The organism is Dactylosporangium sp. NPDC000555 (assembly GCF_040300025.1).
Lineage (GTDB): Bacteria > Actinomycetota > Actinomycetes > Mycobacteriales > Micromonosporaceae > Dactylosporangium.
This window is the reverse complement of sequence record NZ_JBEPDB010000002.1, coordinates 238,485-264,194: the sequence shown is the minus strand read 5'-3', so window position 1 is coordinate 264,194 and position 25,710 is coordinate 238,485. Positions and strand designations below refer to the sequence as shown.

Genomic DNA, 25,710 nt, shown 5'->3' with positions numbered 1-25,710 from the left:
GGGCGCTCGCCGCGCCCGCCGGGTGGGTGGCCGGCAAGGCCGGCGCCAGCCCCCTCGCGGTCGGGGTCGCGAGCGGGGCCCTGGCCGGGGCCATGGGCGTGCGGCCGCAGAAGGTCGCGCTCGGCCCCGCCGTCGGGCTCGCCGTCGGCGCCGCGCTGCGCCACCGCCCGCCCGCCGAGGTCGCCGCGGCGAGCGTCGTCGCCTTCCGTACCGTGTCGCAGCTGCTGTTCCGCGACCCGCAGGTGGCGCTGCTGGCCGACCGCGTGCCCGCCGAGAGGCTGCCCTTCGTGGTACCGCTGGAGGCCCGCACCCGCTACGTCGGCACCGGCTACGTCCGCGACCTCGCCGCGGCCACCGGCGGCGTCTACCAGGAGGCGGCCGAGGACGTCGGCATCCTCGCCGACCTCGACGTCCTCGCGGGACCCCGGTTCGACCCGGCGGCCGTCGACCCCCGCGTCCGCGAGTTCTACGAGCACACCACCCGCTTCACGCTCGACATCGTCCCGCGCTGGCGCGCGTGGGTGCGGCCGGGCTATCTGCTGTACCGTACCCTCGTGGCCCGCCCCCTGGGTCAGGCCAACGTTCCCATGAACCAGCGCGAGGCCCTGCGCGGCGTGCACAGCCGCATCGACACCATCAGCGACCCCGACGGCGCCGTGTCCGTCCGCGGGTGGATCCGCAGCTTCGCCCGCACCGGGGCCCCGATCTACGTCGGCGTCTACACGACGTACCGGCACGAGGGCCAGGGGTACGTCAGCGTCGGCTTCCCGCTGCCCCAGGCCAACTTCACCGCCACCCTCGCCCCGCTCCCCCGCGCCGGCGGCGGGCTCCGGCTGACCAGCCGCGGCGGCGACGGGCAGACCGGCCACTACCTCAGCTACATCGACGCCGGCAGCCGCGACCTGTCGACGCTCGCGGTGCACGGCTTCGCCGAGGAGCTCGACGTCTACGTCGACAACGGCGAACTGCGCGCCGACCACGCCTTCGCGCTCTTCGGCCTGCCGTTCCTGACGCTGGAGTACCGGATCAGGCGGAAATCGTAGTGGCGAGCCTACGTGCCGAGGTCCTTGCGGATGTCCACGAGGACCTTCGAGGTCTCCGTCGGCGGCCGGGCCTCGACGCACAGGCGCTCCATCGCCTCCGCGTAGAGGTCGACGTCGTCGCGCTTGTCCAGATACAGCGCGGAGGTGAGCTGCTCGATGTAGACCACGTCCGGCAGGTCCTCGTCGGGGAAGCGCAGGATCGTGAACGCGCCGCCGGCCGCAGCGTGGCCGCCGGCGTTGAACGGGATCACCTGCAGGCGCACGTTGGGCAGACTGCTGTTGATCTCCAGCAGCGCCTCGATCTGGCCGCGCATGACGGCCAGGCCGCCGATCGGGCGGCGCAGCGCGGCCTCGTCGACCACCACCCACAGGCGGGCCGCATCGGGTCGGGTCAGGATCTGCTGGCGCTGCAGGCGCAGCTCGACCCGGCGCTCGATCTCGTCCTCCTTGGCCCGGCTGTGGCCGAGCCGGACGACGGAGCGCGCATACTCGCGGGTCTGCAGCAGGCCGGGCACGAACTGCACCTCGTAGGTGCGGATGAGGGCCGCGGCGGCCTCTAAGCCGAGGTAGGACTGGAACCAGTTGGGCAGCACGTCGCCGAAGCGGTGCCACCAGCCGGGGTTGTTGGCGTCACGGGCCAGCGCGAGCAGGCGGGTGCGCTCCTCCGTGTCGTCCACCCCGTAGAGGGTCAGCAGATCGGCGACGTCTCGCTCCTTGAAGCCGACGCGACCGAGCTCCATCCGGCTGATCTTCGACTCCGAGGAGCGGATCTCCCAGCCGGCGTCTTCGCGGGTGACGCCCTGCGCCTCACGCAGGCGCCGCAGGTGCGCGCCCAGCAGCATCCGGAGGACCGTGGGACCTCCGGACGCTCCTCCTTCAGTTAGACCGGTTGTCACCGTGCTGCCTCCGGACTGTCGTGAACGAACAGCGGCGGGGCCGGTCTGGTTCGGCTCCGCGAAGCTGTCCGAGCCTGACTGGGCGTTCGGGCCGGAGTAAGCATGCCATGACCGGACAGTAAGCGGGAGTCGGCTCGCGTCTACGGGCGGGGGGCGAGCCTGCTCGATCTTGCTGGCCGATTACTCAGATAACAGATTGTCGAAGTCACCGTCACGGGCACCGCCGACAAAGGCCGCGATCTCCTCGAACGTGTAGATGAGCGCCGGCCCCTCGGGGTCGCGCGAGTTCCGCATGGCGAAGCCGCTCCCGTCAGCCAGGCGCGCCAGCTCGACACAGTTGCCGCTGGGGTTGCTGCGGCGACTCTTCTGCCAGGTAACACCCGCCAGGCGGCCGGCCGGCATCCCGTTGTACGTCTGTTCCATATGCATCTTTCTGAGGACCTTGGTTGAAAGTTCACCAAGCAATTGGCATCTGCACGTGCATCGGCTCTTGCGTCTGCAGCCGATAAAGCGCATGCTAGCGCATGTGCGAATGTCAAGGCTTGCTCACAGTTTGTGATCAAAACCGGACGTTCGCTCCCAAATGATCGGGCGGCTTCCCCAGCTGCGATCTCAGGAAGGGACGCGCACATGGATCCCCTCGCCTTCCTGGCCGGTGCGGCCGCGGCGGCCGGGGCGTGTGCCGTCCTTCCCCTCTACCTACGCGCGCGTCGCGCGGAGCGGCTCGCCGACCGGCTGACCGCGGAGCTCGAGGTCGAGCGGCACGCCGCCGACCACGACCCGCTCACCGGGCTGGCGAACCGGCGGGCCTTCTACAAGCGCGGCGCCCAACTGGTCGCGGACCGCGCGCGCCACCCGCTGGTCGCCGTCGTGCTCGACGTCGACGGGTTCAAACAGATCAACGACATGTACGGCCACTCGGCCGGCGACGAGGTGCTCGTGACGACCGCCCGCCGCCTCTCCGACTACGCCGGATCGGGCCTCGTGGCGCGGCTGGGGGGCGACGAGTTCGCCGGGCTCCTCTGCGGCCGCCACGACAGCACGCAGGAGCAGGCCGACCGCCTCGCGGAGACGCTCGCCGCGCCGATGCGCCTGGCCGGCCAGGTCGCCACCGTCAGCGTGTCCGTCGGGCTCGTCCCCGTCGAGCCCGACGCACACCTCGCCGACGCCGTCCACCGCGCCGACGCGGCCATGTATCGCTCGAAGGGCGCCCGCCGCCGCCCGGTCCTGGCCGGGCACCAGCACCTGACCGCGCACCCTCACCTAGGCGCCCACCAGCACGTCGTGCACACCACGCTCCGCTTCGGCAAGCCCCGGCTGCCGGCGGAGAAGGACGTCTTCCCCTATCCGACGTCGGCGAACTAAGGAACCGCTATGGAGCTGCCAGACCTGGTCCGCCAGCGCCGCCGCCACCAGCCGCGGCCCCGTTCGTGGCTGGCCGCGAAGCTCAAGCGCGCCGAGCAGTGCCGTGACTGCGGCCGCCCCTGGCCGTGCGACCAGTACGTGGCGGCGCGCAACTCGGTGCTCGTGTACGCCTTGCGACGCCTCGAGGTCGCCCGGCCGGGGAGCCTTGGGTGACCGAGGCGCACATCCCGGCCCGGCCGACGTGGCGGTGCACGGGATGTGCCGAGCCGTGGCCGTGCGGCGCGAAGCGGGAGCAGCTCGTCGCCGAGTACGGTGACAATCCGGCCGAGCTGCGCACACTCATGGCGCTGCGCGTCGCCGACGCCGCCGAGGACCTGCGCCAGTTCGGCGCCGAGCAGCTGTGGGACCGGTTCCTGGGCTGGCTGCCCGCCCCGGGCCAGGGCCCGATCATCCGCTGGGTGGCCAATCCGCCGCTCGGCGGGTATCGCCGCCTGTCGACGCGCGAGCAGATCGACCCGCGAACCTCCGGCAGCGCCGCGCAGGCCGCCGCCGCGCAGGTCTCCACACTGCCGGGGCCGCCGGCGGGTGGTGCTCCGCCGCGGAATCCGCCGCCCCGCCGGTCGCGACGTAGCAGCCGCTGAACCGACCGGTCACGCCCGGCGTGGCCAGCACGCGGTCCAGCCGGGCTTCGTGAACCCCGCTCCCCCGCCGCGCGTCGTCGGCACGGTCCACGTCGGACCGGTGCCGCGCCAGCAGGGCCGTCGCGCGTATGCCTACCTGGTCGCGTAGCTCGCGGCCCGCCCCGACCGCCCCGGCATGGAAGTCGCCCACCACCCTCGCCCACGTTCGACGCCACCTCGACATGGCGCCCCGGGCGAGCCCCGGCATCGAACGCGCCCGCCTCGGGGCCGGACCCGGCCGCCCACCACCGTCGCACACGCTCGACGGCCACCTCGATCGGGCCCCGGCCTCGACGACGCCCACCTCGAGCCGCGGACCCGGCCACCCACCACCCCGCCCGCGTTCGACGGCCACCCCGACAAGGCACCCCGAGCCAGCCCCGGCCTCGACGACGCCCACCTCAAGGCGCGGACCCGGCCGCCCACCACCCTCGCTCCATTCGACGGCCACCTCGACATGGCACCCCGGGCGAGCCCGTGACGGCCACACCCGCACCCACGCCCAGGACCGCTGCGCCTGCGACATGAAGGGCGGCTTCGTCTCCGTCGCTCGCCCGGCGATGCTCTGCCGACCGCCGCGGACGGCGAACAGTGGCGGGGCCGCCGCCCCTAGGGCATCGACCTGGTTCAACGCCTGCTCACGACGCACGACGAGACGGCCGTTAACTTGTCGTAGCAGTTCGATTTCGTAGGGTAGTCAAGGGTATCGAAGCATTGACCCGTTGCTGTTAAGACAGTTAACTAATTCTTCGACGTCCGCTCCCGCCGGAAGGGCTGGTCGATGCGCATCCTCCGCCACCTGCTGCCCGCCGCGGCTGTCGGCGCCGCCACCTTCCTCGTCGTGCCGCTCGCTTCGGCCGCGTCGGCGTCGCTCACGGCCACGTTCACGCGGACGTCGGTGTGGGACGGCGGGTATGGCGCCGGGTTCACGATCGCCAACCGCGGCGATGCCGCCGCGACGGGGTGGGTGGTCGAGTTCGACCTGCCCGCCGGGTCGTCGGTGAGCAGTTCATGGGATTCGGTACGCACGGGCAGCGGTCAGCACTACCGGTTCGCGAACACCTCGTGGAACGGCACGATCGCGGCCGGCGGGTCGGTCAGCTTCAAGTTCAACGTGAGCGGCACCGGGGTACCGAACGGATGTCTGCTGAACGGGGCACCCTGCGCGGGTGGCGGCACGTCGCCCGCACCCTCCTCACCGCCGCCGACCACGGGGTCCACCGTGGACGTCTCGACCGCGGCGCAGCTGACCGCGGCGCTCGCGAACGCCCGGCCGGGGCAGACGATCCGGCTCGCACCCGGCACGTACGACGGCTCGTTCATCGCCACCACCGCCGGGACCGCCACCGCGCCGATCACCGTCACCGGGCCGCGGACCGCCATCCTGACCAACCCGGCACCGTCGGGCTCTGGGCCGTCGTGCCCGACGCCGACGCCGGGGTGGAATCCGGGATACGGCATCTGGCTCTCCGGCGCGGCGTACTGGAACCTGACCGGGTTCACCGTCGCCAACGCGAAGAAGGGTGTGGTGCTCGACGCGTCGCCGCACGTCACGATCGACGGGCTGCACGTGCACCACATCGGCGACGAGGGCGTCCACTTCAGACGGTCCTCTTCGGACGGCGTGATCCGTGACTCGACGATCGAGTACACCGGGACCGTCCAGCCCGGGTACGGCGAGGGCGTGTACCTCGGCTCGGCGAACTCCAACTGGGACTGCCACGGCAACTCCGGCGGCGTCGACCGCTCCGACCGGGTGCAGGTGCTGAACAACCGCATCGGCCCGTACGTGGCGGCGGAGCACATCGACGTCAAGGAGGGTACTGTCGACGGGGTCATCCGCGGCAACGCCTTCGACGGGCAGGGGATCTCCGGGCAGAACTCGGCGGACTCCTGGGTCGACGTGAAGGGCTCTGGTTACCTGATCCAGGGCAACACCGGCACCTTCACCGCGCCGGGCACGTTCGCCAACGGCTACGAGACGCACAACCCCGTGGCGGGCTCGGGCTGCGGCAACATCTGGCGGGACAACGTCTCCGACCTGGGCGGCGCCGGCCGGTACGCGATCAACGTCACCTCGACGTCGAAGTGCGCCGGCAACCTCAACGTGGTGTACGCATCCAACACCGTCCGCAACGCCACGACCGGCCTGACGAACATCGCGGTGACCCCGTGATCGCCTGACCGATCGGTTGATTACATATACAGACGATCTTTATATAGTGATGGGTATGACTGGCTTACCGTTACGCGAACCGACGTTCCTGGTCCTGACCGCCCTGGCGGCCGAGCCGCAGCACGGCTACAGCGTGCTGGACGACGTGCGCCGCATCTCGGAGGGCCGGGTGCGCCTGCAGGCAGGCACGCTGTACGGCATCCTGGACCGGCTGCGCGCCGACGGCCTGATCAAAGTGGACCGCGAGGAGGTCGTCGCGTCCAGGCTGCGCCGCTACTATCGGCTGACGGAGGTAGGGCGCGAGCTGCTCAGCACCGAGACGGACCGACTGCACCGCAACGCGGCGGCGGCCGACCGACGGTTGCGGCGCCTCCAACTGTCGACAAACGAGGCCGCCGCATAGCGGCCCGCGCGCCCGGCCGCCCGCACCGCGCCTCGACACCGAAGCCTCGGTCACCGGGCGGCCGGACGCACGCGCGCGCCAGCAGCATTGTCGGCGGCCTGCGCGCGGCCGGCCCCCAACCACCAACCACCGCCGACCCCAGCCATCGCGAGCCCCAGCCGCCGCCGGGCCCGAACCACCGCCAGCCCCAGCAACCGCCACCGCCGGCCCGAGCGGCACCGCCTCGATCTCGCCCAGTTCGATGCGCAGGCCGCGCAGCTTGCCACCGCCGGTCCGGGTCGGTGCGGGTCAGCGCGCCACCGGCCCGCTTCCGCGTCGCGCGAGCACCCGAGGCAGCCATGACCCGGGCGACCGGCGGCACACTACGCGCCGCGCAGAACGCCATGCGGACGGCCGGCTTCACAGCGGCGAGCGAACGCGGCACAGCACACCACCCGCCGCCCCGCGCGAGCACCCGAGGCAGTCACAACCAGGCGACCGGCGGCACACTACGCGCACAGAACGCCATGCGGGCGGCCCGCTTCCGCGCCTCGCGCGAGCCCGGGCAGCCACGGGCTCAAGACTCGCTGATGTGCAGCAGCATCTCGCGTAGGCGGGTCAGTTCGTCCGGGCCCAGCAGCTGCGCGAAGTCCCGGTCCACGGCGGCCATCGCGACGGGGGCCTCCGCGCGGAACCGCTCCCCCCGCTCGGTCAGCGTCACCACCACCGCCCGCTGGTCGGTCTCGTGCGGGCGCGAGCGTACGTAGCCGATCGCCTCGAGCTCCTTCACCAGCCGGCCCATCATCTGCCGCGTCATCCCGGCCCGCGCGGCCAGGTCGGTGATCCGCGTGCCCTCCGGGTCGAGGTTCGTGATCACCGGTACGTGGCCCAGCCGGATCTCGGCGTGCCCGCTCGCCTGCAACTTTGCCAGCGACGCGGCCTGGGCCCGGCGGTGCGCCTGCAGCAGGAGACGGCCCAGCGGCACGTCATCCGCGGGATCGAACATACGAAACCCCGTTTACAAAGTACGAAACCTGGTTTAGTTTCAAGGGACACCAACCGACGGAAGGGACAGGAAGATGAGTATCGTCCGCGCGGCCGACGCGCCGCGATTCGAGCTCGGGGACACGAAGTTCACGGTGTACTCCGGGCCCAGCCACGGCTCGCAGGAGATCTGCACGTGGCGGCTCACCGTGCCGGCCGGCACCCAGTCGATGCCGCACACGATCGACCGCGACGAGGTCTTCATGGTGCTCTCCGGCGGCATCCACCTCGCGCCGGGCGGCGAGGTGCTCGGGCCGGGCGACGCGGCCGTCGTGCCCGCCGGCGAGAAGATCGAGGTCGGCAACCCGCTGAACGAGCCGGCCGAGGTGTACGTCGCACTGCGCGCGGGGATGACGGCCTACCACACGGACGGCACCCCGGTCGGCACGCCGCCCTGGGCCGCGTAGCGCCCCGGCGTCACCCCCACGTGCCGCTTGAAGTGGCGGTGCAGGTGCGCCTGATCGTGAAATCCCACCTCGGCGGCCACGTCGGCCGGTCGCCGGCCCGCCAGTAGCAACCGGCGGGCGTGCTCGATGCGCCGGCTCATGAGGTACCGGTGCGGCGGCAACCCGAACGTCGCCGTGAAGGCCCGGACCAGATGCCCGGGATGACTGCCCAGCCGGGCGCCCGCCTCCTGCAGCGTGATGCCCGTCGCGGTGTGCGCGTCCAGCAGTTCGCGCAGCCCGTCGGCCAGGCGCCGCGACCGCGGTACCGCGGGATCCACGACATGCCGGCCCAGGCGCTCGCGCAGGCGGCCCTGGATCAGCGCCAGCCTGCTCTCCGCCTCCAGCTCGTCGCCGGGGTGGTCCAGGGCCTGGTGCAGCTGGTGGATGCGCAGGCGCAGGAGTGGGTCGTCGAAACCGGGCCGGTCGACGGCCGCGCCGGCCAGGGACGGGGGCAGGACGGTCGCGTCGAGGTACACCACGCGCTTGCGGAAGCCGCGGTGGGTCGCGGCGCGGCCGTCATGCGGCACGTCCGGCGGCAGGATCGTCACGCTGGTGGCGCCGGCCGCGCCCCGGCGGTGGCGGTCCAGGTCGAAGCGGATCGCGCCGTCGTCGACGATGAGCAGCGTCCACGCGTCGTGCACGTGCGGCGGATACGCGTGGTCGACGAAGTGGGCGTGGAAGACCTCGGCGACGCCCGGCACGCGCGGGCGCCACGCCGTGACCAGCTCGGACGCCATGTACATAACGTACAAGCCAGGGGCCGCGGCGTCCGGCAGGGTCGGGGCATGACGTTTCCCACCAAGATCGCCGTGCTGCTGCGCGAGGACCTGGCCGTCTGGCAGCGGCTCAACGTGGCCGCGTTCGTCGTCAGCGGCGTCGCCGGCACCCAGCCGGAGCTGCTCGGCGAGGACTACGCGGACGCGGACGGCACGCGGTACCTGCCGATGTTCGGCCAGCCGGTGCTCGTGTTCGAAGGCGACGCGCCGACCCTCGCCGCCGCGCACCGCCGGGCCGCCGAGCGCGGCGTCGCCTGTGCGGTCTTCACGGACGAGCTGTTCAAGACCGGCAACGACGAGGACAACCGGGCGGCCGTGCGCGCCGTCCCCCGCGCTGAGCTGCGCCTGGCCGGCATGGCCCTGCACGGCCCGAAGAACGCCGTGGACAAGATCCTCAAGGGAGCCCGCCTGCATGGTTAGATTCCGGCGGATGCCCGCACGAATCGAGGAGCGCACATGGCTGCCCCTTCCCGCGTCGTCGTCCCGTTCAAGGGCGAGGGAGCCGGCCGCGGCCCCCTGTCCTGGGGACAGATCGAGAACTGGCGCGCCGTGCAGGCCCTGCGGGACTGGATGCCGCTCGGTGGCGTGCGGCCGATCCCGGCGGGCACCACGATCGACGATGTCGTCGACGAGCTGCGGTTCCATCTGCAGCGGTACGTCACGCTGCGCACCCGCCTGCACTTCCCCGGCGACGGCGGGACACCCGAGCAGGAGGTGTTCGGCGAGGGCGAACTGGAGCTCGAGGTTTACGAGGACGTCGATCCGGAGGCGGTCGCGCAGCGGTACCGTGCCCGGCCCTTGAACTTCGCCACCGAATGGCCGATCCGGGCCGCGGTGGTCTCCCACGACGGCGCCCCCGCCCATCTCGTGGCGTTCGTCTCGCACTTCGCCGTGGACGCCGCGGGCGCGCGGACGATGCTGCGCGAGGTCGCCGAGCGCCCGAGCGCGCCGGTCGCCGGGCTGGCGCCGCTGGAGCAGGCCGCGTGGCAGGCCTCGCCGACCGGGCGGCGCCAGAACGCCTCGGCGATGCGGCACTTCGAGTCGGTGCTGCGGGCCATGCCGCCACGGCGCTTCGCCACGCCGGAGGTGCCGAGCTCGCCGCGGTACTGGCGGGCGCGGTTCGACTCGACAGCGCTGCCCCTAGCGCTGCGCACGATCACGGCCCGGCTGGACGTCGACCCGGCGGTGACGCTGCTGGCGGTGTTCGCCGCAGCGGTGCACGAGACGTTCGGGCTCAACCCGGTCGTGGTACGCCCGCTGGTGAGCAACCGGTTCCGCGCCGGACTGGACGGCGTGGTGTGCACCGCGGTGCAGGCCGGGCTGTGCCTGGTCGACTGCGAGACCGGCGTCGACGAGCTGGTCGACCGGGCGCGGCGGGCGGCGCTCGGCGCGTTCAAGTACGGTTACTTCGACCAGCGCGACCTGTGGGCGCTGGTGGACCGGGTGTCGGCCGAGCGCGGGGAGCCGCTGGAGATCGGCTGCTTCCTCAACGACCGGCGCGGCCCGGTGCCGATGGACTCCCCCACCGCCGAGGACATCGAGGCGGCGCTGCCGGCGTCGCGGCTGTCCTGGGTACGGCGGCAGGACCACCCCGCGTTCGAGCCGTTCATCCTCGACGTCGACGATCTGCCCGACGTGCCCGGCGCCATGCGCTGCACCGCGCACACCGACACGGCGCTGCTGGCGCCGCGCGACGCCGAGCGGGTGCTGTGGAACATGGAGGCGCTCGCGGTGTCCTTCGCGCATCCGTCCGGTTCGTCCGCGCATTTCTTTTAATCCTACCCCGCTGGCATGATTTCCCCATGCACTTCGTCGAGCGCGGCAGCGGAACCCCGGTCCTCGCCATCCACGGCTGGACCCCCGACCATCGGCTGATGCTGGGCTGCCTGGAGCCACTGTTCGAGCGGCTGCCGGGCTATCGCCGGCTCTATCCGGACCTCCCGGCGATGGGGAGCAGCCCCGCGCCGCCCGAGATCGCGTCGTCGGACGACCTCCTGGCGGAGCTGGACCGGTTCATCGGGGAGCGCATCGGCGACGAGCCGTTCCTGTTGATCGGCGAGTCCTACGGCGGCTATCTCGCCCGGGCGCTGGCCCGCATCCATCGCGACCGCGTGCGGGGCCTGGCGCTGATCTGCCCGATCGGCACGAAGGTCGAGCACGCCGAGCGCACCGTGCCGCCGCACGAGGCGCTGCGCACGGAGCCCGACCCGGACTTCCTCGCGACCGCGGACCCCGGATTCCTGGAGATGGCGGTCGTGCGCACCCGGGAAACACTGCGGCGATTCCGGACCGAGGTGCGGCCGGGCCTCGACGCCGCCGACGCCGAGGCGATGGCGCGGATCCGGAGCCGCTGGGTGCTGTCCTCCGACCCCGAGGACGGCCCGCCCTTCGAGCGCCCGGCGCTGGTCCTGACCGGCCGGCAGGACTCCTCGGTGGGCTACGTCGACCAGTTCGCCCTGCTGCCGCACTATCCGCGCGCCACGTATGCGGTGCTGGACGTGGCCGGGCACAACCTGCAGTTCGAGCAGCCGGCCCTGTTCGAGGCGCTCGTCGCCGAGTGGCTGGAGCGGGCCGGCGAGCCCTGACGAGGGCCCTCGAGCGTCCCGGCGCAGGCATATGCTCGGCGCATGCATTCCACCGAGGACGGGCTGCGGCGCGTCGCCGAGCTCGCGCAGCGGGAACACTGGCTCGCCGTCGTCGTCACCGTGCGCCCGGACGGCGAGCCCTCCACGTCCGTGGTCAACGCCGGCATCCTGCCGCACCCGGCCGACGGGACGCCCGTGGTCGGGATCGTCTCCCGGGCCGGCACCGCCCGGCTGGCGAACCTGCGGCACCACCCGCGGGCGACGCTCGTGTTCCGCGCCGGCTGGGAGTGGATCTCGGTGAGCGGCGCCGCCGAGGTGATCGCCCCCGGCGACGCCGAGCCCGAGGCGCTGCGGCTGCTGCTGCGCGACATCTACCAGGCGGCCGGGGGCGAGCACCCCGACCTGGAGGAGTATGACCGGGTCATGGCCGACGAAGGCCGGACGGCGATCCTCGTCCGGCCGGAGCGCTTCGGGACGAATGCGCCGCCGCGCTCAGGTGACTGACCGCGGCTCCCGCGTCGCTCAGCGGTAGTCCTTCAGGTCGATGCCGGTCGCGAACTTGTCGGTGGCCTTGAGCAGCAGGCGCAGCATCCACGGGGAGCGGAACATCCAGTTGCGCATCGCCATGCGCGGGCGGCTGCCCGGGGCCAGGAACGGGCCGGCCGTGCCCTGGCGGGCCACCTTCGCGTAGCCGCGGAAGGCGGACTCGTAGGCGGCGAACGCGGCGCGGTGGTCGCCGGCCGCGGCACGCAGCTCGCCGGCCAGGACGTATGCGCCGACGATGGCCAGGCCGGTGCCGAAGCCGCCGAGGGTGTTGCCGTAGGCCGAGTCGCCGAGCAGGGCCACGCGGCCCTTGGCGTACGCGGGGACCTCGGTGCGGCTGATCGAGTCCAGGTAGACATCGGTCGCGTCGTCGAGCCGGGCCATGAGCTCCGGGATCCGCCAGCTCCCGCCGCGGTACGCCGCGCGCAGGACGTCCTTCTGCGCCTCCGGGTCGTAGCGGTCGTACCGTAGCTCCGGCGAGGCGAACACGAAGAGCACGGGACCCTTCGGGCCGCCGAGGGCGGCCATGCGGCCCGGCTCGTTGTACATCACCGCGTCGCCGTCGACGCCGAGCTCGACCAGGGCGTAGTAGTGGCCCAGAAACCGCAGGTGGTCCCGCTCCGGGCCGAACGCGAGGCGGCGGACGTTGGAGTGCATCCCGTCGGCACCGATGACCAGGTCGAAGGTGCGCGGGGCGGCGCCCGCGAACGTGACGTGCACGCCGCCGGGGGTGTCGGTGAGCGAGGTGACGGAGTCGCCGAACAGGTACTCGCAGTCGTTCGCGGTCCGCTCGTACAGCAGCCCGGTGAGGTCGCCGCGGCGGATCTCGAGCTCGCCGCCGCTGAACTCGCCGGGGATCACCGCCAGGGGGCGCCCGGCGGCGTCGATGATGGTCTGGTCGTGGCCGCCGGTCTGCAGCGCGCGGACGTCGTCGAGGATGCCCATGCGCGACAGCACCGTGCGATGGGTCTCCCCCTTGAAGTCGACGGCCTGGCCGCCGGTGCGCAGCGCGGGGGCGCGTTCGACGACGGTGACGGTGCAGCCGTAGCGGGCGAGCCAGAAGGCGAGCGCGGGGCCGGCGATGCCGGCGCCGGAGACGAGGACCGTGGTGTTCTTCATGCGGCCACGGTCGCGGGCGGCGCTGACAATCCACGACCGGTCCGCTGACAGCCCGGTCAGCGAGGCGCGCCGCGGGTGACGGCGAGCCGGCTCTTCAGGCGGGCATGCCGCAGGCGGCCGCGACGCGCCGGGCGCCGGGCAGGTCACCGGCGCGGGCCAGGACCACGGCCGCCCGCCGCGCCACCGCGCGCACAGCGGTCGCGTCCCGCGCCGCCGCGAGCGCGATCCCCAGCAGCTCGAGGTCGTCCGCGTCGCCGGCGATGGCGGCCAGGCCGGTCACTGCCCGCACCGCCCGGTCCGGCGGCAGCTGCGCGAGCAGCCCCGGCAGGTGCGCCCGCGCCGCCGCGGGCAGCAGCCGGACCACCTCGCCGGGGTCGCCGCCGGCGTCGAGCACCGCCACGGCGAGCCGGGCCGCGACCTCCGGCAGCCGTTGCGGCAGACCGCTTGCGGCGATGACGCCGACGAGCGCCCGGTTGCGGCCCACCCACTCGGTGCCCGGTCCGGCCAGCATGCCGTCGAGCGCGCACAGGTCGCCGGCCTCGACGAGCGCGGCGCCCACGCCCGCCGCGACGTACTGGGCGGGGTACCACCGCAACCGGGCGCCCAGCGTGGCGGCGTGGACGCCGGTGAGGTCGGCGCGCAGCGGCGGGTCGGCCAGCCGGTGCAGGATGATCATGGCCTCGACGACGACGGCGGCGAGCTCCTGCGGGATGACGGCCGGGCTGTTCAACACGGCCACGACGGCGCGCAGCCGCGGCGGCGTGGCCTCCTGCGGCCGCTCGGCGAGGTGGCGCAGGATCTCCAGGGCCAGCGGCCCCGGGCCGTGGCCGACGATGCGGCAGTCCTTCATCCCGGCCAGCACGTCGAGCGCCTCGTCGACGCGGTCGCCGCGCAACAGCAGCGAGCCCAGCCGGTGTCGCCAGACCATCTGGGCGTCGCGGCTGCGGTCGGCCTTCGGGCACTTGCGGAACGCGGCGAGCACGCGCGCCGCGTCCGCGCCGGTCGCCCCCTCCGCCAGGCGCAGCAGGGCGCCCTGGCGGGCCCACGGGCCGAGGCGCGCGGCGAGCTCGAGCGCCTCGCCGAGCCGCCCGGCCGCGGCCAGCTCCACCGCCAGCGGCGGGCCGTCGTGGTCCTCGACCCGCGCGCACCGCGCGTCAACCTCGGCCAGCCCGAGCGGGCCGAGCAGCGCGGCCGCGGCCGAGAGCCGGTGCCGATCGTCGCGCTCCGACCCGGCGAGCACCTTCGCCCAGCGGTCGAGCGGCTCGGTGCCCCCGGCGGGGGCGTCCGGGGCGCCGGCGTGCGCCGTGGCTTCCGCGGCGGCCAGGGCGGCGAGGACCGCGGAGATGCGGGACGGACGGTACGCCGGCGCCGGGTGCTGCCGCTCGTGCTCGGCGAGCGCCAGCGCCGCGCGCAGCAGGGCGTCGCCGGCGTCGGGGTCGCCGGCGACGATCCCGGCGAACGTCCCGGCAACGGCGTCGTCGGGGTGCTCGCCGAGCTGGCCGCGATACCTGGCGTACAGCTGCGGGCTTTCGAGCATCGCCTCGAGCACGGTCGCCGTCGGCAGCACGGCCAGGATCCGCGGCCCATCGACCGCGAACCGCGGCGCCGGGTTCCTCGCCAGCTCGCCCAGCAGCGCGGCGGCGGCGCCCGCACGGTCGCCGGCGTCGAAGCGCGCGGCGAGCCAGCGCAGCCGGTCCTCCCCGTCGAAGTGCCGCTGCGGCTCCTCGTCGAGGGTGGCGAGCGTGCGCAGGACCGTGTCGGCGGTGAGCGGTTCGAAGATCACCGCCCGACCCTACGGGCCGCCGCCTTCTGCCCGGCGCGGCGTCAGATCCGGCCGAGCATGCGCAAGCGCAGCGCGCGCAGGACCAGGCCCGGCTTGGCCAGCGCGGCCGGGTGGGCCTCCATCGCGGTCACGCTGTTGACCCGCCGGCACGTCGGCTCGTCGATCATCGAGGCGCGCAGCAGCAGGTCGCTCGCCCAGCGGATGACCCGGTAGCCGCGCGGGTGGCCCTCGGTGATGTGCGGCAGGCCCAGGTCCGCGAACGTGGAGACCTGCCACGCGGCGTCCACGATGACGCGCACCCGGTCGAAATACGGACGGGCCGGCTCGCGGGTCACGTCGGGGCCGCCCTGCAGCCAGGCCGACAGGCACGAGGCGTGCAGCATCGCCGAGGTCATCCCCTGGCCGTACACCGGATTGAACGACGCCACCGCGTCTCCGGCGGCGACCAGGCCGGCCGGCAGGCGGTCCACGGCGTGGAAGTCGCGGCGGCGGCTGTCGGCCTGGTGATACGTGATGACGCTGCCGATCATCCGGCCGCGCTCGGCGATGTCGCCGAACATCGACGGGAAATACCGGCGGCAGCGCTCGGCGTATTCGGCGGCGTCGCGGCTCGGCCGGTCCTCGTCGTAGCCGGCGACCAGCATCAGCCAGCGGCCGCCCTCCACCGACAGCACACCGCCGATGCGCGGCACCCGCCCCTTGCCGGGCGTGGTCTGGGAGACGACGGCCCAGGCGTCGCTGACCGACTCGTCGCGCTCGTACAGCGCGGAGGCGTAGTTGAGCTTGATCGGCATGCGCCGCATCGGGGCGCGCGGCCAGCCGTGCTGCTCGAGCCAGTCGTTGAGCCGGCTCGATCGGCCGGTCGCGTCGACGACCAGGCCGGCCTCGACCTCGACCGGCTCGTCGGCGCCGTCGGGCACATACGCCGCGCCGCGCACCCCGTGCTCGCCGAACAGCAGGCCCTCGGCCCGCCCATACACCATCCGGACGTTGGCCCGCCGCAGCACCCGGTGGCGCACCTGGGACTCCAGGAACGGCCGGGTGGTGACGAGGGCCGGCCGCGCGGCCGGCGGGTCGGGCACCTGGCGCAGCTCGTCGTTGATATACACCTTGCCCTGGACGCCGCCGAAGTCGGGCGCGCCGGCCTTGAGGGCCTCGGCGGTGAAGCCCGGGAACCAGCGCTCCAGCTGGATCTGCCCGGCCGGCAGCAGCGCGTGCACCTGGGTGCCCTGCGGCACGCCCGGGCGGGGCCCGTCGCCCTCGGTCGGGTCGCGCTCGACGATCAGCACCTCCTCGGCGTGGTCGCTGAGGACGCGGGCCGCCATCAGCCCGGCCATGCTGCCGCCGAGCACAATCGCGCGCTGCATGAGGATCTGGGGCGGCCCGGGCGGCGCCGACGTGCCGATCTGGGCGAAGAGCTGTGCTGCTGACGGGGCCATGCAACTCATATTACTCGTGCAAATATTTACCTAAAGAGCAAAGGCCGCGCGCCGGACCGACCCGGGCGGTGGAGGACAATGTCAGGATGCGCTTCGGCATCCTGGGGCCGCTGGAGGTCCGTGACGACGCGGGCGCGCCCGTCGCGGTCGGCGGGCCCAAGCCACGGGCGCTGCTGACCCGGCTGCTGCTGGAGGCCGGGCAGGTCGTGGCGCTGGAGCGGCTCGGCGGCGAGAGCCCCAACGCGCTGCAGGCGCAGGTGTCTCGGCTCCGGCGGGCGCTGCCGGGCGGGCCGGTCGAGTTCACCGGTGGCGGCTACCGCATCGCCGTCGACCCGCAGGACGTCGACGCCCACCGGTTCGAGCGGCTCGCGCGGGACGGCCGGCAACTGCTCGCCGCGGGCGATTTCCGGACCGCCGCGGGTGTACTGCGCGAGTCGCTGGACCTGTGGCGCGGACCCGCCCTGGCGGACCTGCCGGACGCGGCGACCCAGGTGGTGCGCCTGGAGGAGGCCCGGCTCGCGGCGGCCGAGGACCTCGTCGAGGCCGAGCTCGCGCTGCCCGAGGGCACGCCCGTCGGGCCGCTGCGCCGGCTGGTCGCCGAGCACCCGTTCCGGGAGCGGCTGCGCGGCCAGCTCATGCGGGCCCTGCACGCGGCCGGGCGCACCGCGGAGGCGCTCGCCGAGTTCGACGAGGCGCGCCGGCTGCTCGCAGCGGAGCTGGGCACCGACCCGTCGGCGGAGCTTTCCGCGGTACACCTGGCAATGCTGCGGACCGAACCGCCCCATCGACCGCGGGGGACGCTGCCCGCGCCGCTGACCCGCCTCGTCGGGCGGGAGGACGAGCTGGAGCGGCTCGCCGGCCTGCGCGACGCCCGGCTCGTCACGCTCGTCGGCCCGGGCGGGGCGGGCAAGACCCGGCTCGCGGTCGAGGCGGCCGGCCGGGACGGGCGCGAGGTGAGCTTCGCCGACCTCTCGCGGGTCGAGGACGGCGCCCTCGTGCCGCACGCGGTCGCGGGCGCCCTCGGGCTGCGCGAGGGCGGACTGACACCGGCCGCCGGCGCCGCAGACCCGGTGCGGGCGCTCGCCGGCGCGCTGGCCGGGCGGGAGGCACTGCTCGTCCTGGACAACTGCGAGCAGGTGATCGATGGCGCCGCCGGCCTCGTGCGCGCGCTGCTCGGGCAGTGCCCTGACCTGGCGGTGCTGGCCACGAGCCGGGAACCGCTCGGGCTCACCGGCGAGGTCCTGGTGCCGGTCGGGCCGCTCGCGCCCGAGCCGGCGGCGCGCCTGTTCGCCGAGCGGGCCGCGGCCGTGCGGGCCGGCTTCGCCCTCGACGGCGGCAACCGCGCGGCGGTGGCCCGCGTCTGCGCGCTGCTCGACGGCCTGCCGCTGGCGATCGAGCTGGCCGCAGCGCGCCTGCGCCAGCTGGACCTCGACGAGCTGACCGAGCGGCTGGCCGGGCAGGAGCACTTCGCCGTGCTCTCCCGCGGCGACCGCACCGCCGCCGACCGGCACCGCACCCTGCGCGCCGTCGTCGACTGGAGCTGGCAGCTGCTCGGCCCCGAGGAGCGGAACCTGGCGCGGCGCTTCGCGGTGTTCGCCGGCGGCGCGACCCGGCCCGCCGCCGAGGCGGTCTGCGGCGCGGACGAGGATCTGCTCGCCGACCTGGTCGACCGGTCGCTGCTGTCGGTGCGCGACGGGCGGTACCGGATGCTGGAGACCATCCTGCTCTACTGCCGCGAGCGGCTGGCCGAGGCGGGCGAGGAGCCGCGGCTGCGCGCCGCCCACGCCGCGTACCACCTCGACCTGGCCCGCCGGGCCGACCCGTATCTGCGCCGCGCCGAGCAGCTCGAGTGGCTCGACGCGCTCGCCGCCGAGCACGAGAACCTCATGGCGGCGCTGCGCTGGTCGGTCGCGCACGACCGTGACACCGCCATGCGGCTGATCGCCGCGCTGGCCGGGTACTGGTGGCTCAGCGGCCGTCGCGGCGAGGTCTCCGTCCTGGCCGCGCGGGTGCTGGACGCCCTGCCGGACGGGCCGCCGGCCGGGCTGGAGGAGGAGTACGTCAGCTGCGTCGTGCACGCCGAGTCCCTCGCCGCCCCGCGGCACCGCCGGCGCGCCGACGCCGCGATGGCCGCGCTGAACCGGCCCCTGCGCCACCCGTTCGGCGCCGCCGTGTGGGGCATGTCCCGCGTCGAGAACGTCGCGGGCGGCCCGTCGCCGGTCGTGCTCGGCGGCGACCCGTGGACCCTCGCCCTGGAGCGGCTCGGTAATGCGTTGCTGGCCGTCCTGGGCGGCCGGCCGGAAGACGCGGAGCTGCTCGGCGTGCTCGCGCGGTTCCGGGCGCTGGGCGAGCGCTGGGGCACCGCACAGGCCCTCGACTGGCTCGCCCACCTGGCCGGCTGGCGCGGCGAGTGGCCGCGCGCCCACGAGCTGTGGGCCGAGGCCCTGACCGCCCTCGACGAGCTCGGCGCCGCCCAGGAGGCCGCCGACGTGCTGTGCCGGCGCGGCGACTGCCGGGTCCGGCAGGGCGACCTGCCCGGCGCGGAGGCCGACTACCGCCGCGCCGCGCGGCTCGGCCGCCGCGCCGGGCGTCCCGGCACCGCCCCCGCCGAGCTCGGCCTGGGCGAGGTGGCCCGCCACCGCGGCGACCTCGCCCAGGCCGCCCGCCACCTCGACCTGGCGCTGTCGTACGCCCACGCCGGCGACCTCGGCGCCGTCTACACCCGCCCGAGCATTCTGACCGCCCACGCCCGCCTGGCCGAGGCGCGCGCCGCCGCCGGCGAGGCCCGCCGCGACCGGCTGCTCGACGAGGCCCTCCGCCGGCACGACGAGGCCCTGGCCGCGGCCCGCGCCGCCCCGCTCGCGGCCGGCGTCGCCGACGCGCTCGAGGGTCACGCCGGGCACGCGGCGCTGACCGGCCACGGTCCCGCCGCGGCCCGGCTGCTGGGCCGGGCGGCGGCGCTGCGCGGCACGACGGTCGCCGGCGACCCGGACGTCGCCAGCGCGGCCGCGCTGGCCCGCGACCTGCTGGGCGAGGAGGCGTTCGCCGCGGCGTACTCGGCCGCCCTGCGCGCCTGAGATCCTAGGCCGGTCGGGCCTGGGTGTTCAGCAGCGCGCGGCCCACCGCGGCCAGGGCGACGGCCTGACTCACCGCGCCCGCGACCTCGAACCACTCGCTGCCCACGACGAGGCCGACGATGTGCAGCGGTGACCAGGCGCCCAGGGCGAGGGCGACCCAGCCGGCCACGGCACGGCTGCGGAACAGCGCCACCGCGAGCAGCACCGTACCGACGATGTTGCCGAGGACGAAGAGCAGGAACATCCACAGCGCCGACGGGTCGGACTGAGCCTCGTCGAGCACTGTGGCGAAGTCGGCCGCGGCCCCGCCGTGCCGGGCCATGGCGAGCGTGACGAAGCTGCTGGAGACGATGGCGAAGTAGCAGATGTAGCCGCCCGCGGTGAGCGCGGCCGCGATGCCGGCGAGCCTGCGGCTGCGGTCGCCGATGAGCCGCTTGACGCCGAGGACGGCGGGCACGATGAGCAGGCTGCCGAGCATCGCCGCGAGGGCGGAGAGCCGGGTCAGGCCGGGATGGGCGGCGGCGAGCGCCAGGGCGCCGGCCCCGTCGCTGTCGCTGCCGCCGTCGCGGGTGGCCCAGGCGTAGGCGGCGTTGGCGACGACGAATCCCCAGGGCGCGATGAACAGCGCCGCCGCGAGCGCGGTCGGGCGGCGGGGCGTGGTGGTCGTTTCGGTCTCACTGTCCAGCATGACGGTTCCAATCCGTGTGACGGGGCGCGAGCCAGCGGCGTGACGCCGGCTCGGTGGGCTAGGCGGGGCGTGCGCGGAGGGCGGGGGCCACCAGGGCGACGCAGAGCAGGGTGACGACGATGCCGGCCGCGGCGCCGACCTTGGCCGGGGCCGGTGCACCGGCCACGAAGAACGCGGGCACGGCGCTCAGCGCGGACAGCAGCAGGGTCACGATGACCGTGACGGCGCCGGCCCGGGATCGGTTCGGCCACGCCAGCACGACGCCGACGATGGTGCCGAGACCGAGCACGGCGTCGATCACGAGCACCGCCAGGGGCGGCCCGTCGGTATCGAACGCGAACGAGACGACGCTGACGAGGCCGAGCAGGCCGGACAGGACCAGCCCGATGGTGAGGGAGAGCGAGCGCTTCATGAGCACAGCGTCCGGGTTGTGGCTCACGACCGGATCTGTGCCAGCACCCGGACAAGTTCCGTACTGGCACGTATTCGCACGTCCGGCCGCCGCCGCTACGGTGATGCGATGTACGGGAAGCGGCTGATGGCGTACCTCGCCGCGGCGGTGGTGCTCGTGTCGGCCGGGTTCGGAGTCCACCTGGCGACGATCGCCCGGGACTGGTCGGCCACCGTGGAGCTGGCGGTCGGTGCGCCGCTGGGGCTTTCGTCCGTTCTGCTCGGCCTGATGGTCGCGACCCGCCGCCCGCGCAACGTGATCGGCCTGCTCCTCGTCTGCTCCGGCGCCGCGCTCGTCGGGGTCGTCGTCAGCGACCTGTACGCGGCCGCGCTGACCGCCGACCCGCGCCTGCCGCTCGCGGGCCTCTACGTCGATCTCGTTCGCGGCGCCTGGATGTTGCTGTACGTCCCGCCGGCGCTGTTGTTCCTGCTCGTGCCCGAGGGCCGGGTGCCGGGGCCGCGCTGGCGCTGGGTCGTGATCGGGCTGCTGGTGGTGCCGGTGCTGTTCATCCTGGCGGCGGCCTTCGACCCGAGCCCGACGCCGCGGTATCCGGGCGTACCGAAGGCGTTCCGCGCGCCCCCCGAGGTCCAGGGCGTCATCGAGGGGTTCGCCTTCGCGCTGCTGCCGATCTTCCTCGGGCTGCTCGTCGCGTCGCTCGCGTCGATCATCGTCCGGTACCGCCGCACCGGCGGCGCCGTCGAGCGGGCACAGCTCAAGTGGTTCGTGCTGGGCGCGAGCTTCCTGCCGATCACGCTGCTGCTGTGCTGGGCCAGCTATCTGGTGTTCGACCGGCCCGAGCTCGGGCTCGCCGGCCTGGTCGCGACATATCTCGCGATCCCGGCGTCGACCACGATCGCGCTGCTCAAGCATGACCTGTACGACGTCGATCGGGCACTGAGCGCGACGGCGACCTATGCCCTCGCGACGGCGATGCTGCTGGCCTTCTACACGGCGGCGTCGTTCGTGGTCGGTCTCGGCGCGGGCCGGGGCTCGCCGGTGGCCGCCGCGGCGGCGACGGCGGTCTGTGCCGCCGCGCTCGCACCGATGCGCAACCGCCTGCAGCGGCTCGTCGACCACCGGCTCTACCCGGCCCGGGAGGCGGCCCTGGCCGCGATCGAGGACCTGCGCCGGCGCACCGACGCGGGCAGCGCCCGGCCCGAGCAGCTGGAGAGCGCGCTGCGCACGGCCCTGCGCGATCCGGGCCTGCGGGTCGGGTACCGGCTGCCCGGATCGGCCGCGATGCTCGACACGGCGGGGCGCCCGGTGGAGCCGGACCCAGCCCGGCCCGGGCGGTCGGCCCCGGTACGGCTGGGCGGCAACGAGATCGGCATCATCGTGGCGGACGGCGGGGCGAGCCGGGAGCTGCTCCGCGAGGTGGCGACGGCCGGTTCGCTGCTGGTCGAGGTCGTCCGGTTGCGGGCGGAGCTGGCCTCGGCCCTGGAGGCGGTGGAGGCGAGCCGGGCCCGGCTGCTGACCGCGGGATACCAGGAGCGGCGCCGGCTCGAGCGGGACCTCCACGACGGCGCCCAGCAGCGGCTCGTCGCGCTCGGCATGCGGCTCCGGCTGGCCCAGCGCCACCTCGACGACGGCACGGTCGACGTCGACGGCCTGCTCGATCAGTCGGTGGGCGAGCTGGGCAGCGCGGTCGCGGAGCTGCGGCAGATCGCGCACGGGCTGCGGCCGAGCAGCCTCGACGACGGGCTGGACCGTGCGCTCGGGGCCATGGTGAGCCAGATGCCGATCCCGGTGACGCTGGATCTGCGCACGGCGGACCCGATCCCCGACGACCTGGCGACGACGGCCTATTACGTGGTCACCGAGGCGGCGACGAACGCCGTCAAGCACGCGCGGCCGACGGCGATCGGGGTCACCGTGTGCCGCGACGCGCGGCAGTTGACCGTCCGGGTGCGCGACGACGGATCCGGTGGCGCGGTCGTCCGTCCCGGATCCGGCCTGGGCGGTCTGGCCGACCGGGTCGCCGCGGCCGGTGGCCGGCTGCGCGTCGTGAGCCCCGCCGCCGGCGGTACCACGGTGGAGGCGGTGCTGCCGTGCGAATCGTGATCGGTGAGGATTCCGCGCTCTTTCGCGAGGGACTGGCGCGCCTGCTGGCCGACGCGGGACACGAGGTGGTGGAGAAGGCCCACGATGCCCCGTCCCTGCTGCGGGCGGTCGAGCGGACGCGGCCCGATCTCGCGGTCATCGACATCCGGATGCCTCCCGACCACACCGACGACGGTGCGCGCGCGGCCCGCCAGATCCGCACGACCCAGCCCCGCTGCGGCATCGTCCTGCTCTCCCAGCACATCGAGACCCGGCACTCGGTCGAGCTCGTCGCGCACGGCGGGTTCGGCTACCTCCTCAAGGACCGGGTGCTCGACGTCGACGACTTCCTCGACGCGATACGCAGGATCGGCGCCGGCGGCTCCGCCCTCGACCCCGAGGTCGTGCGCCGGCTCGTCGGCGGGCAGCAGGGCGACCGGCTGCTCGCCTCGCTCACCGGGCGCGAGCATGACGTGCTGGCCCTGATGGCCGAAGGCCTGACCAACATCGGCATCGCTCGCCGGCTGTGGCTCGCCGACCGGACGGTGGAGGCGCACGTCAGCTCGATCATGAACAAGCTGGGGCTGCCGATGTCGGACGAGGGTCACCGGCGAGTGCTGGCGGTGCTGGCGTATCTCAATCAGGCCGGTCGGACGGCGACGCCGGACGGCTGAGGCCGGCAACCGCAACGACATCTGTGGCAATGCCGCCGACCCGTCACGGCGGCCGGAACCTCATGGACAAACGTCCAATGCGACAGAAGCTCGTCGAAAAGTTGCGATCGAAACATCGAAGTATTGCGCTTACAGCGCTGGTGCTGGCAGGATTCCGTGCCAGAAGCCGACATATGGTCAGCACCGCCAACCTCGCGTTCGCACGCGTGGGCTGTTCAGTGCCGGTGTACGGGCCCCGCCCGGCCCGTTGCCCCCGCCATGCCCCGAAACCGGATCCCAGACGACGCGCACCGGCCATCGACCCGACCGCCATCGGGTCCGTCCACCACACCCTGCCGGGGGCGCGGCGCGCGGCAGCGCCGGCCGGGGCGACACCCCGAGGAGTCCACATGGGAGTTTCCCGCCGCTCCGTCATCGCCACCTCGCTCGCCGGTGCCGCCGGTGCCGCCGCCGGCGCGCTGCCGCTCGGCTCGACCGGCGCCGGCACCGCGTTCGCCGCCAGCCCGCCCGGGGACGTCGTCGGCAAGGTCACCGTCGGCTACCAGGGCTGGTTCGCCTGCACCGGCGACGGTGCCCCGATCAACGGCTGGTGGCACTACAGCCCGAACTGGTCGCAGAGCCCCGCCCCGGGCGCGTGCTCGATCACCTGCTGGCCGGACATGCGCGACTTCACCAAGGGGTACCGCACCAACTTCGCCAACCTCGGCAACGGCCAGCCGGCGAACCTGTTCTCGTCGTACGACCAGCAGACGGTCGACACCCACTTCCGCTGGATGCAGCAGAACGGGTGCGACACGGCCGCGTTGCAGCGCTTCAACCCGAACGGGGGCGAGGGGGCGACCCGCGACGCGATGGCCCAGAAGGTGCGGCAGGCGGCCGAGGCGTACGGCCGCAAGTTCTACGTCATGTATGACGTCACCTGGTGGCTGACCATGCAGAACGAGATCAAGGCCGACTGGACGAACAAGATGTCCGCCCATACGGCCTCCCCGGCGTACGCCAGGCAGAACGGAAAGCCCGTCGTGTGCATCTGGGGCTTCGGGTTCAACGACGACGGCCGCCCGTTCGCGCCGGCCGCGTGCCTGGACGTGATCAACTGGTTCAAGGCGCAGGGGTGCTACGTGATCGGCGGCGTGCCCACCCACTGGCGCCTGGGCACGGACGACTCGCGGCCCGGGTTCATCGACGTGTACCACGCCTTCAACATGATCTCGCCGTGGATGGTCGGCCGCATCAGCGACAACGCCGGCGCCGACTGGTTCTACACCAACCGCGTGCTGCCCGACCTCGCCGACCTCAACGCCCGCGGGATCGACTACCAGCCGTGCGTGCTCCCCGGCGACCTCGCCGCCGGCCACCGCCGCCACGGCGAGCTGATGTGGCGGCAGTTCTACAACCACACCCGCGCCGGCGTGCAGAGCGTCTACATCTCGATGTTCGACGAGTTCAACGAGGGCAACCAGATCGCCAAGACCGCCGAGAGCGCGGCCTGGCAGCCCACCAACTCCGGGATGCGCGCCCTCGACGAGGACGGCACCCCCTGCTCGTCCGACTACTACCTGCGCCTGACCAACGACGGCGGCCGGATGCTCAAGGGCCAGATCGCGCTCACCGCGACCCGGTTCACGGTGCCGTTCCCCACCGGCCCCGACCAGACCCCTCCGTCGGTGCCCGGCAACCTGCGCGTCACGGGCACCACGGACACGACGGTCGCGCTCGCCTGGAACGCCTCCACGGACAACGTCGGGGTCGCCGGATACCGCGTCTCGCGGGTGTCGGGCTCCACGAGCACGGTCATCGGTACCACCACGACGCTGGCCTTCACCGTCACCGGCCTGACGGCCTCGACCGCGTACACGTTCACGGTCGCCGCCTTCGACGCGGCCGGCAACACCTCCGGCGCCTCCAACCCCGTCACCGCGACCACGGCCACGGCGCCGGACACCAACACCAACCTCGCCGCCGGCCGCCCGACGTCCGAGAGTAGCCACACGCAGGTGTACGGCAGCGGCAACGCCGTCGACGGCAACACCGGCACCTACTGGGAGAGCGTCAACAACGCGTGGCCGCAGTGGCTGCAGGTCGACCTGGGCGCCGCGACGGCGACGCGCCGGGTCGTGCTGGCCCTGCCGCCGCAGACGTCCTGGGCCACCCGCACGCAGACCCTCTCGGTCAGCGGGAGCACCGACGGCGGGACGTTCACCACGATCGTGCCGTCGGCCGGCTACACCTTCAACCCGGCGACGGGCAACACCGTGACGATCACCTTCCCGGCCGCGGCCACGGCCCGCTACCTGCGGCTGACCTTCACGGCGAACACCGGCTGGCCGGCCGGCCAGTGCGCGGAGTTCCGCGTCTACAACGGCTGAGACGTCCGCGCCCGGTCACCGCCGAAGGCCGGGCGCGGATGGGGCGCAGTTCCCGGGCTCGACGCCGACTAGCCCGGGAACGACACCGACCCCGAAACCGGCGGGTGGCGATCAAGCGTCCGGTCGCCACCCGC

24 protein-coding genes are annotated in these 25,710 nt (G+C 73.9%); 15 read left to right on the top strand and 9 right to left on the bottom strand.

Features of this window, described 5'->3' with window-relative positions; all coding sequences use genetic code 11:
* Nucleotides 1-1,043, top strand: a 1,043-nt coding sequence (locus ABT297_RS03320) for a hypothetical protein (RefSeq protein ID WP_350544096.1), incomplete at its 5' end; no start/stop codon positions are given.
* An 8-nt stretch (nucleotides 1,044-1,051) separates the two neighbouring features.
* Here ABT297_RS03320 and ABT297_RS03315 read toward each other — a convergent pair.
* Both ABT297_RS03315 and ABT297_RS03310 read right to left on the bottom strand, forming a co-directional pair.
* Nucleotides 1,052-1,939: a Sco1979 family transcriptional regulator gene (locus ABT297_RS03315; protein WP_502885475.1), complete on the bottom strand. Its 888-nt coding sequence runs from the start codon at nucleotides 1,937-1,939 to the stop codon at nucleotides 1,052-1,054.
* A gap of 180 nt (nucleotides 1,940-2,119) precedes the next feature.
* A complete protein-coding gene (locus tag ABT297_RS03310; RefSeq protein WP_350544090.1) occupies nucleotides 2,120-2,362 on the bottom strand; it encodes a DUF397 domain-containing protein in 243 nt (80 codons plus the stop codon).
* A 207-nt stretch (nucleotides 2,363-2,569) separates the two neighbouring features.
* Between ABT297_RS03310 and ABT297_RS03305 the strand changes: the two genes are divergently transcribed.
* From ABT297_RS03305 to ABT297_RS03285, 5 genes are all read left to right on the top strand, one after another.
* On the top strand, nucleotides 2,570-3,304 hold the full coding sequence (locus ABT297_RS03305; RefSeq protein WP_350544088.1) for a GGDEF domain-containing protein: 735 nt from the start codon (nucleotides 2,570-2,572) through the stop codon (nucleotides 3,302-3,304).
* 9 nt (nucleotides 3,305-3,313) lie between these two features.
* Nucleotides 3,314-3,517 carry a hypothetical protein gene (locus ABT297_RS03300; RefSeq protein ID WP_350544085.1) on the top strand — a complete coding sequence of 68 codons (204 nt, stop codon included), beginning with the start codon at nucleotides 3,314-3,316 and terminating at the stop codon, nucleotides 3,515-3,517.
* Nucleotides 3,514-3,945: a hypothetical protein gene (locus tag ABT297_RS03295; protein ID WP_350544083.1), complete on the top strand. Its 432-nt coding sequence runs from the start codon at nucleotides 3,514-3,516 to the stop codon at nucleotides 3,943-3,945. Before ABT297_RS03300 ends, ABT297_RS03295 begins: the two co-directional genes overlap by 4 nt.
* 820 nt (nucleotides 3,946-4,765) lie before the next feature.
* A complete protein-coding gene (locus tag ABT297_RS03290; protein WP_350544080.1) occupies nucleotides 4,766-6,160 on the top strand; it encodes a cellulose binding domain-containing protein in 1,395 nt (464 codons plus the stop codon).
* Nucleotides 6,161-6,215: 55 nt separating this feature from the next.
* On the top strand, nucleotides 6,216-6,563 hold the full coding sequence (locus tag ABT297_RS03285; RefSeq protein WP_350544077.1) for a PadR family transcriptional regulator: 348 nt from the start codon (nucleotides 6,216-6,218) through the stop codon (nucleotides 6,561-6,563).
* Nucleotides 6,564-7,119: 556 nt separating this feature from the next.
* Here ABT297_RS03285 and ABT297_RS03280 read toward each other — a convergent pair.
* On the bottom strand, nucleotides 7,120-7,548 hold the full coding sequence (locus ABT297_RS03280) for a MarR family winged helix-turn-helix transcriptional regulator (RefSeq protein WP_350544075.1): 429 nt from the start codon (nucleotides 7,546-7,548) through the stop codon (nucleotides 7,120-7,122).
* 73 nt (nucleotides 7,549-7,621) lie between these two features.
* Between ABT297_RS03280 and ABT297_RS03275 the strand changes: the two genes are divergently transcribed.
* Nucleotides 7,622-7,993 carry a cupin domain-containing protein gene (locus ABT297_RS03275; RefSeq protein WP_350544072.1) on the top strand — a complete coding sequence of 124 codons (372 nt, stop codon included), beginning with the start codon at nucleotides 7,622-7,624 and terminating at the stop codon, nucleotides 7,991-7,993.
* On the opposite strand, the gene ABT297_RS03270 is transcribed toward ABT297_RS03275, so the two are convergent.
* Entirely contained in the window at nucleotides 7,945-8,769 is an 825-nt protein-coding gene (locus ABT297_RS03270) for a helix-turn-helix transcriptional regulator (RefSeq protein ID WP_350544069.1), read from the bottom strand. The two genes, ABT297_RS03275 and ABT297_RS03270, sit on opposite strands and share 49 nt — an antisense overlap.
* A gap of 48 nt (nucleotides 8,770-8,817) precedes the next feature.
* Here ABT297_RS03270 and ABT297_RS03265 point away from each other — a divergent pair, with 48 nt between their 5' ends.
* From ABT297_RS03265 to ABT297_RS03250, 4 genes are read left to right on the top strand one after another with little or no spacing between them, the layout of a single operon-like run.
* Nucleotides 8,818-9,228 (top strand): DUF2000 family protein, encoded by a 411-nt coding sequence (locus tag ABT297_RS03265; protein WP_350544067.1) that lies wholly within the window; start codon nucleotides 8,818-8,820, stop codon nucleotides 9,226-9,228.
* A 36-nt stretch (nucleotides 9,229-9,264) separates the two neighbouring features.
* Complete coding sequence (locus ABT297_RS03260) at nucleotides 9,265-10,584, top strand: condensation domain-containing protein (RefSeq protein WP_350544064.1); 1,320 nt, start codon at nucleotides 9,265-9,267, stop codon at nucleotides 10,582-10,584.
* A 26-nt stretch (nucleotides 10,585-10,610) separates the two neighbouring features.
* A complete protein-coding gene (locus ABT297_RS03255; RefSeq protein ID WP_350544062.1) occupies nucleotides 10,611-11,393 on the top strand; it encodes an alpha/beta fold hydrolase in 783 nt (260 codons plus the stop codon).
* Nucleotides 11,394-11,435: 42 nt separating this feature from the next.
* Entirely contained in the window at nucleotides 11,436-11,897 is a 462-nt protein-coding gene (locus ABT297_RS03250) for a TIGR03618 family F420-dependent PPOX class oxidoreductase (protein WP_350544059.1), read from the top strand.
* Between the two features lie 18 nt (nucleotides 11,898-11,915).
* Here the strand turns inward: ABT297_RS03250 and ABT297_RS03245 are convergent, their stop codons facing one another.
* From ABT297_RS03245 to ABT297_RS03235, 3 genes are all read right to left on the bottom strand, one after another.
* A complete protein-coding gene (locus tag ABT297_RS03245) occupies nucleotides 11,916-13,055 on the bottom strand; it encodes an FAD-dependent monooxygenase (RefSeq protein WP_350544056.1) in 1,140 nt (379 codons plus the stop codon).
* Between the two features lie 94 nt (nucleotides 13,056-13,149).
* Nucleotides 13,150-14,838, bottom strand: a complete 1,689-nt coding sequence (locus tag ABT297_RS03240; protein ID WP_350544053.1) for a hypothetical protein — start codon at nucleotides 14,836-14,838, stop codon at nucleotides 13,150-13,152.
* A gap of 41 nt (nucleotides 14,839-14,879) precedes the next feature.
* Nucleotides 14,880-16,277: an NAD(P)/FAD-dependent oxidoreductase gene (locus tag ABT297_RS03235; protein WP_350544051.1), complete on the bottom strand. Its 1,398-nt coding sequence runs from the start codon at nucleotides 16,275-16,277 to the stop codon at nucleotides 14,880-14,882.
* A gap of 86 nt (nucleotides 16,278-16,363) precedes the next feature.
* On the opposite strand from ABT297_RS03235, the gene ABT297_RS03230 reads away from it, so the two are divergent.
* On the top strand, nucleotides 16,364-19,354 hold the full coding sequence (locus tag ABT297_RS03230) for an ATP-binding protein (RefSeq protein WP_350544048.1): 2,991 nt from the start codon (nucleotides 16,364-16,366) through the stop codon (nucleotides 19,352-19,354).
* 4 nt (nucleotides 19,355-19,358) lie between these two features.
* On the opposite strand, the gene ABT297_RS03225 is transcribed toward ABT297_RS03230, so the two are convergent.
* Nucleotides 19,359-20,042, bottom strand: coding sequence for a hypothetical protein (locus ABT297_RS03225; protein WP_350544046.1), 684 nt, complete (start codon nucleotides 20,040-20,042; stop codon nucleotides 19,359-19,361).
* A 58-nt stretch (nucleotides 20,043-20,100) separates the two neighbouring features.
* On the bottom strand, nucleotides 20,101-20,454 hold the full coding sequence (locus ABT297_RS03220; RefSeq protein ID WP_350544044.1) for a hypothetical protein: 354 nt from the start codon (nucleotides 20,452-20,454) through the stop codon (nucleotides 20,101-20,103).
* Between the two features lie 108 nt (nucleotides 20,455-20,562).
* Here ABT297_RS03220 and ABT297_RS03215 point away from each other — a divergent pair, with 108 nt between their 5' ends.
* The 3 genes from ABT297_RS03215 to ABT297_RS03205 all read left to right on the top strand — a co-directional run bounded on the left by ABT297_RS03215 (nucleotide 20,563) and on the right by ABT297_RS03205 (nucleotide 25,576).
* On the top strand, nucleotides 20,563-22,554 hold the full coding sequence (locus tag ABT297_RS03215) for a sensor histidine kinase (protein ID WP_350544041.1): 1,992 nt from the start codon (nucleotides 20,563-20,565) through the stop codon (nucleotides 22,552-22,554).
* Nucleotides 22,551-23,207, top strand: a complete 657-nt coding sequence (locus ABT297_RS03210) for a response regulator transcription factor (RefSeq protein ID WP_350544039.1) — start codon at nucleotides 22,551-22,553, stop codon at nucleotides 23,205-23,207. The genes ABT297_RS03215 and ABT297_RS03210 overlap by 4 nt, the downstream gene beginning before the upstream one ends.
* 389 nt (nucleotides 23,208-23,596) lie before the next feature.
* Nucleotides 23,597-25,576 (top strand): glycoside hydrolase family 99 protein, encoded by a 1,980-nt coding sequence (locus tag ABT297_RS03205; RefSeq protein WP_350544037.1) that lies wholly within the window; start codon nucleotides 23,597-23,599, stop codon nucleotides 25,574-25,576.
* The last annotated feature ends 134 nt before the right edge of the window (nucleotides 25,577-25,710 follow it).